A 12,129-nucleotide genomic window follows, 5' to 3' on the forward strand; every position below is an offset into this window, starting at 1 on the left:
ACTATTCAAAAGTATATAGAAACATTTTTGAAATTTTACGGAATACCGTAAGGAAAAGAAAAACCCCGAGGTTAGTCGGGGTTACTATATATAAAGTATTAAAAAATTATTGTTTAGTAAAAGTTAAATCTTCAGTTTTTGGCAAATAAACTTTAAGGTCAGAGCCTTGTGGGCATTCTCCTGTCGCTAGCATTAAAATTTCAGGGTAATAACTCCATTTCATGTGAGTTGAATCCACATATTGTAGATAAACTCTACCACTTCCAATGCCACAATCCCCTCCTGAATGTGTAAATGCTATTTTATTATCTGGCAAAATATATGTGCTTTTAATATTGGAATTAAGTACACTATCATTTAAAGTACTTTGTAATGTATTTCCATTTCCATCTTTAACCGTATAACGTATTAAGAGTACATCTCTGAAAAATTGATTCTTAGGATATTTAATTGAGTATTTTTCAATTTTTTGAATATCTAATGTAATATCTTTTCCATTAAATAATGTCTTCCACGTCCCCGTATAACGGGATAATTCATTCTGGGTATCTTTTAAATAAGAACCCTGAGGAATGGTTTTGAAACTCGTATTAAGAGGATACTCTTGTGCTGAACAAGAAAATGAAAATATAATAGTGATTATAAATAATAAGTTTTTCATAATTGAATTTTAATATTGTTAACAAGGATTTGAAGTTACGGGTTTTCCATTTGCATCTTGCTTTATTACAGAAGTATTTCCGTCTTTTTCTTTAATAAGATTGACTTTGCCTTCTAGCCCCATTTCTTTGATTGTTTCAAAAAATAATCGCTCCAATTGTTCTGAGGTTACTTCTTTCTCTCCATTTGGTATATACATTTGCATTCCAGTATAAAGATCATTATATGAATCTCTAAAGCCATCTACTTGGTTGTCATAAATAACTGGAATATCTGCTTTAGTCCCACTGAAATTAATAAAATAATTCCCACGATTGGAAATCATACCTACAAATGCATTGCCAACATTGTCATCAGATTGCATTCTTGCTGCAAAAAGCAACATTCTTATATCTTTAACAGACAGCATTAGAATTCCACCATCCGGATGATTATGATATACTCCTTCCATATTGTTATCGATAGGAATTAAGACATTGTCTTGTTCTCCTTGATACATGGTAGGATCTCCAACTTTATTTTGTCTGTATGCTGTCTCACCGGCTCCTGGTGTTTTTGCTTTTGCTTCTAAATCCTTAATAATTTCTCTCCCTTTTTCAGTAGCAATTTTACTTTTCATTTGGCTGCATGGATCCTTTTTATTTGGATCAGTCGTTGTAGTTCCACCTCCATGTGTACCAGTACCACCACTCATACCAGTTCCAGGACCACCACCTCCGGAAGGTTCATCTGGATATTTAGGAACCCATTGATCAGGAGGAGGAGTTGTTGGATTCTTTTTTGTTATCACTACTTCTTCTATGTCTATAGGCTTTTGTTCATTACCATTTTTTAAGGCAACCGGATTTATTAGTTTTGATGTTGATGCCACTGCTCTGGATGACAAACTACCAGTCTTTTTATCATAGTAATTCTGAAAAGCTTTTTTAATATCTGCTAGTTCAATAGAATTGTCATTCATATAAGAGAAGTTAACATAGCTTCTTTCTTCATTAATAATACCATACCATGCTCCTGTTACTTTTCCGCTTTCATCTGTCACTGGAAATATTACAGCTTTTTTATCTTCTCCAAAAGTTTGAGAAGCTACATCCAGTCTTATTACTCCGACAGATTTATCCATCCATTTAGCATAATCGGGATGATTTTGTATAAAATTAGAAATAATCTCTGCAAAAGGTTTAGCATAACTTATATACCTTTGAGGAGCCGAGGCTTGCTTTGTACCAGCAAGTGGTAAAGCAATATTATTCTGTTTCTCAAATCTCTCAAAAGCAGCAATTTTCTCTTTTGAAGCTACTGTTTGTTCAGTTGTTGCACTATCTGTACGACAGGAATAAAATAAAGATACTGTCAGAATCCCCCATAACGAGGCTTTTAATAAATTTTTTGTCATATATGAAATTTTGTATTTTTCGGTTCGTTAAACTTATAAATAATTTTTCACATATTTATTTAACATAATTTATTTTCTTTTACGGGAAACCGTTATGCTGTATAAAAAGTTTAATTACCTTGATTTTAGGCAAAGAAAAAGCCTCCGTGGGGAGGCTTAATAGTTTATTTTAGAATTTCTCATTTATAGATTCTTGAACAGATGGTTCAATTTCGCCTATACTTTCTTTTGTAATAGGATAATTATTTAAAAATGCAGACGACAGATACTCTATTGGGGTTATTCTCTTTTTAAATGAATTATAAAGAGTCCAATCAAGATTTGGATATTTGTTTCTTGCTTGATCCATGCTCCATGCGTCGACTCTATCAAATACATTTGAATCATCCCAATCATCCAAGTTAAAATAAGTTTCTCCATTTAAATCAACAATAGCACCAGATAAAGTACCTACGCAGAACCCAACACAAGTACCGAATTCAGGAAGACCTATTCTTGAAATAAACTCACCTCTATTATTATATGAAGAGCCATCCGCAATATAGCCGTAGGTTATATTGCTGTTTCTACAAATTCTTTTGCAATGAGCCAAAAATGCACCTACATCTGATTCATCGTCAATATCTATAAAATCTACAATTTTATAGATAAATTTACCATCTTCACTGAAGTCTTCAATAACCTCAGGTGGAGAGTCACCTCCAAAATGATGTAAATAATTTTTTGATTTATATCTTATTAAGATCCCAGCATGAAAAGCTTCTTTGTTACATATCTTAGTTGTTAAAGCAACAAAATTATCTGGCAGGCTATTATCATTAAACTTTATTAAATTTTCTTTTATCTCCATGCCTTAAATCTTTTTACTGGAACTTCCATCTCTTAACCTGTCGGCCACCTTATTATAGTAATCTTTCAACCCTTTATTATTATGAAGGATAGGTTTTATACTCATAAGTAATGTTCTTAATGTACCTCTATCGCTATACTGATTATTATATAGCCTCATCAGTTTAATTAATTCATTATTATCCAGGTTGTCATTGTTTACAATCTCAACAACTTTATCATGAATAAAATCAAATTTATTTAATGAATCACATAATTTATATTCTTCATGAATAGACTTATAAAAATCATATTTTTCCTCTGAAAGATAATTGTCGATAAGTATATATTCGATATTATCTTCTTTTCTCCATTTTTTAAGAACAGAAAGATATACATTACTATATACATTTATTTTTTGAGCTTGCTGTCTTGAACATGTTATCTTAAACACGTCTTCTCCCTTAGAAATATGAATATTAGTCTTAGACTTTCCGCCAGCCTCAAAAGCCTCACCTGTAATGAATAAAATTTCATACTTTAGAGGTACTAATTTGCCATTTCTTGTTTGAAAATTTTTAGATTTAAATTTAGGAGTTAAGTCAACATATTGCCCATCTTCCCATAATGATACCTCATATGTTAAACCATTTTGTTTAATCCTATCCTGAATAACCTTAAAACATTTGATTCTCTCATTATTTTTAGACTTATTATTAGTTATTTCCTTAATATCCTCAATAACATCTAAATCATCTTCTGGAATTACTAAACTCGTAATAACAGAGCCTTCAGTTAACGATAATTTAATGTCACTACTTCCATCATAATCACTATAAGTTTTGGCTAATCCAGTTAATGAATCTATAAAAACTTTAAGTGATTCAGCGGCATCTAATGATATATTATCTAACCTAACCTCTTCACCATCTGAGTTTGATACAATCCTTATTTTGAATTCATTCATTCTGATTTGAATTTGGGTAAAGATATAAAAATATCGCAATATCATTTTACGGGAATCCGTAAGGCATAGAATAATATACATAACAAAAACATTTACAACTTATTATTTTCAAAATTCAACGACCGTGACGCCAAAACTCGTCGCATTATATTTTATTTAAAAAAAATTATGCCTTCAGTTTGTTATAATAATTAAGGACGGTAGAATACCCCTCAGGAGTTCCGGTTTTAATACCCGCCATTATACGACGTGCTGCAATTAAACTTCCGGCTTGCCCCATTTTAGTTCTTTTCCAATAGTACAGTGCAGAAAGCAAAGCATAATCCTTTGTTGCCAAAAGATCCGGATTCTTAACGAAGTCTACTCCATACTCTTTAGACAATAGTCCGTATAAGTACTTTCCAGTAGATTGAATTAAACCACGGCCACGATATTTATAGCCGTCTCCATCCTTATCGTTACCCAGTCCTAAAGTTGGGAAAATTCGGCTATCATAAACTAAATTACCTAGCTTCTCAGGCTGCCCAACATAATTTACTGGATTATATCTGCTTTTAAATGCTCTGGGAAACACTTCTCGCAATCTTTGAGCAGTTTTGTAATTCATATTCTCAATGAATAATTTGAATCCTCCTGTTTCATTCAATACATTAGCTAAGAAAATATAAAGGTTTTCTTCAGTAGTGATTCCGTATTTAGACATCAGGTCAGCAATATTATCTGGAACCATTGCCATATTAGCTCCTACAGCTTTGAGTTTTCTCAAAATTATTTCGTTAGTCATAATTGCGTTAGTTTTTTAAGTTTTGAATACCAGCTTACACCGTTTCTTCGAAGAATTTCCCAAACTATTATCGAAACAATAGAGATTACTACATAAAGCCACCAACTATCCCGATTGCTTTCAACTTTGGAATCTTTATTTTTCTTTAAAGTGGCATTATCAGCAGTAAGTTTTTGATTAATTTCTTTTTGAGATTTAACCTGGGTAACCAGACTCTCATTTGAAAATGAAAGTTGTTTATTTTCTGCTGTGAGTTTTATTATTTCTTCTTTAGATGACTGGATATTACTTTTGAGGTTATCAAGTTCATAATTCAATTTATATATCTCCTTAGTCATATTTTCAGAAGTCTCCGTTTTTGACTTAGGATTACCATTTTCATAGTATTCTTCTGTCTTCGTAGATTTCTGATAATTCTCATTCTGTTTTTCAGAAGAGCTTTTCTCTGCAGTATGATCTGTAATAACATTTCCTTTCTCTGATGTAGATCTTTCAACACTTCCGGAGGATTCTCCCACGGAAGTGTTTTGCTTTTCAGATTTAGTACTTTCTTCAGATTTAGATTTTTCAGATCCGGAACTCTCAATTTTAGTTTTTGATTGTTCTTTGGAAATACTAACTTCTTTCTGGCGGGTTCCGCACCCAGCAAGAAAAAGGCTAATGATTACTATTAGTATTGCTCTCATTGGTTTTAGATTTAAATTGTTCGTAGAATAAATACATAACCCCGATGCACATAAGCACATTTCCAGAAGTCCATAAATACCGCGAAAGGAGATCATAATAGTTATACTCCCCCCAAAGATCCTTCATGATTGCTATCCAATAGCAGGCTAACCCGATAAGGATAAAAGGAAATGTTTTTCGGTGCATGAAAAATGAACCTATAAAAGCTGCAGAGATGAAGAAAGCTGAAATATATAGTTTCTGAATATGCTCTGCAAAATACACACCTGCCAACGCTACTATTACAATAAGCAGCTTTGCATAAAAGTTACTGAGTGTTGTTTTCATTGTTATTGTTTTTATTGTTAAAGAATCGGTCAAGATATTTTTTCTTGTTTTTGTCTAGGTATACGATTAAGTCGTGAGAAAAAAAAGATATAAGAGTAAGTGCCGGAAGCCGGTAATCTTTATACCCTGAATTAAGCAATAGTGCTTCTCCAACAAATACAGCAAATACAGCCATAGCTAATGCAGAAAGAACCATTCCTAGTTTAATTTTTTTCTCTTGGGAAACTAAGTACCCAATACGACCCAGTACGCCTACTATGATTGTTAACAGAATAGCAGTTATTCTGCTAGCATCATAAAGAAGCTCGTTTTGTGTCATGGTTATTGTTTTAGTTTTTAATTAAGTCTATGATTCCATCTTTTTAACTATCGTTTGAAACAACTTCTGATGCCCCAGTGAATTGGGGTGAAGCCCATCGGCTGTATATATATTCTTTGTTAAAGCTGAAATACCAGATTGAGAATATAAATCTATCACAGGCAAAGCATGACGTTGACCAATTAACTTTATTGCGTCAACATAATCTTTCAGTTTCAAGCCAACATTATTAACATAATCTATATTAAATGGTGAACCATCAGAATTATCATGAATAGGAGTCAAAAGATATATTTCGCAATTATTATTTACTGAGTAAATATTTTGAATGATCTTTATATATGCTGGTATAAATTCATACTCATTTGTAGATTCAATAGTGCCTAACTGAATGCTGGACCTGTAATCATTGACTCCTCCAAAAATAATAACAACATCAGCATTAACATCCATACTTGTAGACCGCTCAACAAACGAATCTGTTTTACCGGTAAACTTTGCAATACAAGAAGAAGATATTCCATAATTATTTTCAACAGATAATCTATAATATGATGCAATCAGTGAAGAGAATCGTTGTCTAACTCTGTTAGCATCAAGCATTAATCCCCAGGTTATTGAGTCGCCTAAAAAATTAAATGATTTCCCAAAATACCTTGAAATAGGATTGGAATATAAATTTGATTCTTTTGTAGGTGGTGAATAAGGAATAGGTGATTCACCTTTTGAAAATGTATAGTAGTTATTATCTGATATGTTTTTATTAAACACAATTCTTATAAATTTTACCTCAGAGTCAACAGTATAATTACCTCCAACATGAAATGATTTATAGCTTTTATTTTCATCATATAAAGCTAACCACTGACTGTTATTACTTCTTGAATATGTTTGTCCAAATTCAACTGCAATAAAATCGGATACAAAGAAGCTCGAGTCCGGAACTAAACTTCCGTTATCTGAATTTATATAATATCCATCAATAACAGTTTCTTTATCATATAGGTTGTAGCTGTTTTCAACTACAAAATTATTTTTCGGACCAGGAACTTTACTCTCTCTTTCTAATTTCCAAACAGTTCCTGATTTTCTAAACTGTGTAATGAATCCTTCTTTAGCTATCAGTCCATTTTTATACAATCCACCTATTTGAGCAGAATATACTCCATCAGGAAGTTCATTTAATTCAGCTAATGACTGATCTACATTTATTGAATCTTTCACTCCTGAAAGAGCCAATGAGTCGACTTGCGTCTTATTATATACCTGCACGGATAATCCAACATCCACCAACGCTGTGTTTGGTTTAGGATTCTCATCAGTTGTATTAATTACGATTTCATTCATGGTTGTTAGTTTAAATTGATACAGTTATTATTTTAGTTTGAGTTATTTTTCCACCAGATATATGATAGACCATATATTCAATATTTGCTATTGGAGGCCCCGTACTGCTTAGGATTGATTTTATCTCACCGGTTTTCAATCCATACCACCCCTCTGTTATATTGTCTGTTCTGGATGAGTCTGTATCTTTATACCCAATATTAATTTCATATTGAGCATTGTCTGGATGCGTACCGTTTTGATATTCATAAGAAATTGCATTGGAGTTTAAGTTATAACTATATACTACAGGATCGCCAATTTGGCTCCCACCAGAGGAAGTCATATAAATATCATTGGTCAGTTTTTGTTTTGCTAGGTCTTCATCTAGATTTAGTTCAGTTTGATCAAAATAATACATTATTGTTTGAGTCCAGCTTTCAGGAATATAAGCTACATTTATCAAGCCTCTATTTGGCGAAAGCTCATATATTTTGAACCCTGATTCGTGATAGCCATTCATTGTTAGTCTTCCGTTTATTATTCCAAATTCAAACCCTATATTTCCATTAGAATGTCTTATTAAAAGTTTTCCATCTCTTGTTACAGAAAATGTCGCTTCATTTCTATGAGCAAAATCCTTATTGGACCATAGAAAAACATCACTACTGCCTCCCTGACCAGTCATCCCAGCATTTTGACCAAGTTCAATAATTGAGCGGTCCAGATCAAAGAAAGAAGTACCATCTGTTGACATTATTTTTTTAGTTTTTATATACCCACCCTGAATAGATGTCATTCCCTCAAGCATTGTTATATATCTTGTGTTATTGGAATCTACTGAATGAACTAATGCTAAGAGAAAGTTGTAATAATTACCTTCTACATCAAAAGATATACGTTGTTTTGTTATCAAGAATGTTCCATCAGTTCCACTCTTATGGCAACGGGCGTATATGTAATATTTGTCATTATCTGGAAGTGTTTGATTTATTTCAAGCATATTCCAGCTAGTTGTCTGCCCAGGGTTAATGAGGAAATGATTTAGTACACCTGCAGTAATTTTAATTTGATTGGGATTACCTGCAACATTTGGTACAAATTCAATCCCACTATAGCCTAATTGCTGGCTATCATCGCCAGTCTCTAATAATAGAGTACGGATAGATATTGGACGAATAACGTCTGTATATAAAAATCCGTCTACATCAAATAAGCTTTCGCGAAGTTCTTTAGTTAGCCGGTAAGAATTAAGAGTCTGCTTCCTGTTTTCCACCTTTTCAAACTTTATATCGGTCTTTATATCCTTAAGATCATTTTTGATTTCCTTTACCAAAGAAACCTCATAGACGTCTGCAATATCCAGATCATACTTATCCTGGAATAAATCATACTTTAGTCCGATAATCCGGGTTATCTTATCAACTCCGAAAGAATCATCTTTAACAGAAGCATAGTCTCCTATATCTGCTTTAACCTTGTCCCGCATAAAAAGAGGATCGATATTTAAAGCATATTTGACATTATTCTGGCAGACTTGTTGGTACTTTTCCAATACTTTTTCATGAAGCTTATTTTCGGCATTCGTGATATACTGCTCCGGCATCATGATGTCAATCAAGGTAAATTCATCACCAACTTTAAAGCTGAATATTGTTGATGTATCAGGGTATTTTAATCCTTTTTCATCTGCAATCTGTTTTATCTTAAAAGACTTAGTAGAATGATCGTAGTCAATAATTTCAAAGTCATATCCTGCCAGATCACCTTTAGTGACTGAAATTTTAGGAGGCGTGTTTGCAATCCAGTATTTTGTATTTCCTTCACTGTCTTTTTCTCGTAAATCAAAATCCATATTTGACACAGAAAAAGACTGTACTCCTTTCTCTAAGCTTCCTACAGATGAAATAACACCTTTGAAAGTTGGCTTTATGTCATCCATTGTTATTACGTCTTCAACACGGCCAAAAAGATCTATTGCAGCTTGACTTGTAATATAATCACCAACAGCTGCCGGCATCCGGAGACGTTGAGAATACTCACGATAAGTTGCAGGAATATTCTGTGAACTTCCATACCCATAAAGTATAGTTACTACTTCGCTATCATTAACACGGGACCTGTTTAAGTCATAAAGGCCATTCCCTTTACCGTACTCAAACACATAAGGCAAGGTTTTGCCTACTTTACGGATGTGAAGGATGTATTTCCCGTTTCTCTGTTCAATTTCAAATTCTTTATCAAATTCCTGGCATATTCTCTGTAAAGCTGCAAGGCAATTTTCATTACTGAAAGTTATTGTCTTGGCCTCTGTATCGGTTGGAAATTCTCCCAGTTCCCACTTGGTTTCCCACTTATTAGCATTGTTGATTATTAAATACAAGAAGCCTGGAATTTCAGAGGTCATCGGGAATTCATTCGAGGTTTTATTGCCTTGTGAATCCAGATTGAATACTTTTAGTTTCCTTAGAAGGTACGCAACACCCTCAAATCTTAGATTATACGTAAATCTATCATCTGCAAGTTTCTTAGCCTGGGGCATTAGGTTTAAAAAATAATTTTTCCCTCTGAAAGTTATTTTATCTTCTAAATACAGATCTAAGGGAATACTGGAATCTACATCAATATCAATGAAGTCTTCGAAATTCACTTGCTTGTTCAGTACGAAACTTGTCATACTGATAAAAGGCTTCCGGCTGAATAACTCTATATTTTTGCCGTTTTTCTGATTTATTACAACTTGTTCCATAATACTTCAGCATTAGTTGTTAATTCAGTAATCTCATCTACATCCCCGGCTAAAGAGATATAGTGAGTATTCACGTTTGATTCGTAATCAAAGCTTTCATATCCAGTCTTTAAAACAACTTTAGACATTGGTAATGTTTGGTTACTGATATTTTGAAGGGTAAAAACTAGTTTCCCATACAAATCGAGATTTGCAGAAAAGCGAACACCTATTCTTTGTGGTCCAGCTAGTGTATAAGCCTGTCTTCCTAACACTTCAAAGACATTGGTGCTTTTGTTTCTGGCTATTGCATATAGAGTATAGCTTCCAGTTCCAGTAGCATCAGCTCCGAAAGTATATTGCTTTACATTTTCATCTACAATAGCAGAAGTTTCATAGTATTTTTTTACTTCTGTACTGCCAAGGATAAGATTACCCTCATCTGATTTTTCGAAAGGAAGGCTTTCATTTATATTTACATCTCCTTTTTTGAATACAGAAGAATATCCTGTGTTAACACTTATCCAATCTGAAGAATTAAAAGCTAACTCTAGCTTCGAAGATTCAATAGATAAAATTTTTTTTATCGGATCTGGCTCTGTTAATTTCAACGTGAATGATCCGGCTGATTTCCCTTCTTTTTTAACTTCATTCAGTATTATCTTATCAGACAAGATAACATCATATATTCTTGGCTTGTACGAAAATATTTCAACAATGAGTCGTTGTGTTCCTTCTTTGTCAAATTCAGATGAAAATGATCTAAATTGGTCTGTCATTAGATTCCAATTATCACCTATAACAAAGCAGTCTAATTCGATTGTCCGTTCTTCATATTTTGGTTTCGAATCTAAATCATATTGCTTTCCGTGCTGTCCCGGCCAATTATAACTAGGACGATCTTTTTGCTTAAGTAGGTCGCCAAATCCTCTGGAAGCCGACACGCCAATTCCGAAGCTGTCAAAATTTTTACCGTTAATAGTCCAGTTTATTTTTCCCATTTTCTCTCATTTACCTCAACTCCATTCACTTCTCCTCCATATCTGTAAACTCTTACATCTGCATCGTCCTGTATCTGAACATTTAGTATAGATTCATCAAGAATCGTCACAAAAGCAATAGAATTCCCCGAAGCTAGTAGGGTTACTTTAGAATTTCCTCGGATAATTATTTGTGAAATTTCACGATTCTCTAACTTTAGATCAGCATTACAATCGAAAAGAGCCATGTCAGACTTGATGAAAGACAAACTCTCATTATAATACATGCCGTATTCCTCATATAATCCCTTGTATTTAGAGAGGAATGCTCTTGTTGGAAAGTTGTTCTCTAATGCCCAATCTGAGCCTTTGAAATACATTTCACACAAGTTTTTCAATGTTGGCTCTTTTTTCATTTTTAAATACCAAGGTCTACAAATCCCGATATTTTTTATTTCTTTTACTACATCTGTTGCTTTCATCATAACCCTGCTGCTCTTAATCCATTTCCGGAAGTTACTTTTGCGTTTAGCTCTGAAATATCCTTTCTTATTTGTACTAAATTGCTCGTATCTCCTTTAATTTGGCTGAGGATAGATAACTGATTTCTCATTATCTCATTACCCTCATTATTTCTTTTAATAATTTCCCCTGTATTAATTCGTAAAGCATTGAATTGCCCGACTAAAACGTCTGCTGTTTGTTCAGACATTCCCTTAATTGCACCGTCAAGTCCTTTTGGAGAGGAAGCATTAGCTGATTCAAAGAACTCTTTGTATTGCTCCAGAAACTTTTGTTGTTCCAATGTTGCGTTCTTCATCCGTTCTTTGAATTCTTCCATTTGCTGTGGAGTGAGGGGATTAAATGTGCCTGTACCATCTTTATTGATACCACTAGCTTTCATCATTTCATCGAATATGTTCCCCATACTTTTTTCAAGACGAGAACGAACCCACGCCTTAGCCATATTAGCGAATACATCATTTGCTTTTTTATCAAGGGAATCAAGAGCATCCTCGCCTTTTGTCAAAGCTTCAACCAATCCATCGGTAAATTGACTCGCAAGATCTTTTGCATCAGTCTGAAGAAAATCTTTAGCTATACTATCAACTAAATCCTGATACTGA

General features: G+C 33.4%; 12 protein-coding genes and 1 pseudogene. All 13 read right to left on the reverse strand.

Annotated features, from left to right (window positions below; genetic code table 11):
* Positions 1-106: 106 nt before the first annotated feature.
* A complete protein-coding gene (locus ATE49_RS10890) occupies positions 107-661 on the reverse strand; it encodes a DUF6705 family protein (RefSeq protein ID WP_065082195.1) in 555 nt (184 codons plus the stop codon).
* 18 nt (positions 662-679) lie between these two features.
* Complete coding sequence (locus tag ATE49_RS10895; protein WP_065082196.1) at positions 680-2,056, reverse strand: hypothetical protein; 1,377 nt, start codon at positions 2,054-2,056, stop codon at positions 680-682.
* Between the two features lie 169 nt (positions 2,057-2,225).
* Complete coding sequence (locus tag ATE49_RS10900; protein ID WP_065082197.1) at positions 2,226-2,906, reverse strand: hypothetical protein; 681 nt, start codon at positions 2,904-2,906, stop codon at positions 2,226-2,228.
* Between the two features lie 3 nt (positions 2,907-2,909).
* On the reverse strand, positions 2,910-3,851 hold the full coding sequence (locus tag ATE49_RS10905) for a hypothetical protein (protein WP_065082198.1): 942 nt from the start codon (positions 3,849-3,851) through the stop codon (positions 2,910-2,912).
* A gap of 166 nt (positions 3,852-4,017) precedes the next feature.
* Positions 4,018-4,635 (reverse strand): glycoside hydrolase family 19 protein, encoded by a 618-nt coding sequence (locus tag ATE49_RS10910; protein ID WP_065082199.1) that lies wholly within the window; start codon positions 4,633-4,635, stop codon positions 4,018-4,020.
* Positions 4,632-5,321 carry a hypothetical protein gene (locus ATE49_RS10915; RefSeq protein WP_065082200.1) on the reverse strand — a complete coding sequence of 230 codons (690 nt, stop codon included), beginning with the start codon at positions 5,319-5,321 and terminating at the stop codon, positions 4,632-4,634. The genes ATE49_RS10910 and ATE49_RS10915 overlap by 4 nt, the downstream gene beginning before the upstream one ends.
* Positions 5,293-5,649, reverse strand: coding sequence for a hypothetical protein (locus ATE49_RS10920; RefSeq protein WP_065082201.1), 357 nt, complete (start codon positions 5,647-5,649; stop codon positions 5,293-5,295). The genes ATE49_RS10915 and ATE49_RS10920 overlap by 29 nt, the downstream gene beginning before the upstream one ends.
* A complete protein-coding gene (locus tag ATE49_RS10925) occupies positions 5,630-5,968 on the reverse strand; it encodes a hypothetical protein (RefSeq protein ID WP_065082202.1) in 339 nt (112 codons plus the stop codon). The genes ATE49_RS10920 and ATE49_RS10925 overlap by 20 nt, the downstream gene beginning before the upstream one ends.
* 27 nt (positions 5,969-5,995) lie before the next feature.
* Positions 5,996-7,315 carry an SGNH/GDSL hydrolase family protein gene (locus ATE49_RS10930; RefSeq protein ID WP_065082203.1) on the reverse strand — a complete coding sequence of 440 codons (1,320 nt, stop codon included), beginning with the start codon at positions 7,313-7,315 and terminating at the stop codon, positions 5,996-5,998.
* A 10-nt stretch (positions 7,316-7,325) separates the two neighbouring features.
* Positions 7,326-10,043: a phage tail protein gene (locus ATE49_RS10935; protein ID WP_065082204.1), complete on the reverse strand. Its 2,718-nt coding sequence runs from the start codon at positions 10,041-10,043 to the stop codon at positions 7,326-7,328.
* Positions 10,028-11,023, reverse strand: a complete 996-nt coding sequence (locus tag ATE49_RS10940; RefSeq protein WP_065082205.1) for a phage tail family protein — start codon at positions 11,021-11,023, stop codon at positions 10,028-10,030. The genes ATE49_RS10935 and ATE49_RS10940 overlap by 16 nt, the downstream gene beginning before the upstream one ends.
* The gene (locus ATE49_RS10945; RefSeq protein WP_081278460.1) at positions 11,011-11,487 is read right to left on the reverse strand and encodes a hypothetical protein; all 477 of its coding nucleotides are present in this window, start codon (positions 11,485-11,487) and stop codon (positions 11,011-11,013) included. Before ATE49_RS10945 ends, ATE49_RS10940 begins: the two co-directional genes overlap by 13 nt.
* Positions 11,484-12,129: pseudogene (locus ATE49_RS20365) on the reverse strand (hypothetical protein); the annotation flags it as partial. The gene ATE49_RS10945 and the pseudogene ATE49_RS20365, both read right to left, overlap by 4 nt.

It is taken from the genome of Elizabethkingia miricola (assembly GCF_001675285.1).
Taxonomy (GTDB): domain Bacteria; phylum Bacteroidota; class Bacteroidia; order Flavobacteriales; family Weeksellaceae; genus Elizabethkingia; species Elizabethkingia miricola.

Bases quoted from the DNA above. Each gene is read 5' to 3' on its own strand.
- ATE49_RS10890 (WP_065082195.1), bottom strand. From the start codon at position 661: ATGAAAAACTTATTATTTATAATCACTATTATATTTTCATTTTCTTGT.
- ATE49_RS10895 (WP_065082196.1), bottom strand. From the start codon at position 2,056: ATGACAAAAAATTTATTAAAAGCCTCGTTATGGGGGATTCTGACAGTA.
- ATE49_RS10900 (WP_065082197.1), bottom strand. From the start codon at position 2,906: ATGGAGATAAAAGAAAATTTAATAAAGTTTAATGATAATAGCCTGCCA.
- ATE49_RS10905 (WP_065082198.1), bottom strand. From the start codon at position 3,851: ATGAATGAATTCAAAATAAGGATTGTATCAAACTCAGATGGTGAAGAG.
- ATE49_RS10910 (WP_065082199.1), bottom strand. From the start codon at position 4,635: ATGACTAACGAAATAATTTTGAGAAAACTCAAAGCTGTAGGAGCTAAT.
- ATE49_RS10915 (WP_065082200.1), bottom strand. From the start codon at position 5,321: ATGAGAGCAATACTAATAGTAATCATTAGCCTTTTTCTTGCTGGGTGC.
- ATE49_RS10920 (WP_065082201.1), bottom strand. From the start codon at position 5,649: ATGAAAACAACACTCAGTAACTTTTATGCAAAGCTGCTTATTGTAATA.
- ATE49_RS10925 (WP_065082202.1), bottom strand. From the start codon at position 5,968: ATGACACAAAACGAGCTTCTTTATGATGCTAGCAGAATAACTGCTATT.
- ATE49_RS10930 (WP_065082203.1), bottom strand. From the start codon at position 7,315: ATGAATGAAATCGTAATTAATACAACTGATGAGAATCCTAAACCAAAC.
- ATE49_RS10935 (WP_065082204.1), bottom strand. From the start codon at position 10,043: ATGGAACAAGTTGTAATAAATCAGAAAAACGGCAAAAATATAGAGTTA.
- ATE49_RS10940 (WP_065082205.1), bottom strand. From the start codon at position 11,023: ATGGGAAAAATAAACTGGACTATTAACGGTAAAAATTTTGACAGCTTC.
- ATE49_RS10945 (WP_081278460.1), bottom strand. From the start codon at position 11,487: ATGATGAAAGCAACAGATGTAGTAAAAGAAATAAAAAATATCGGGATT.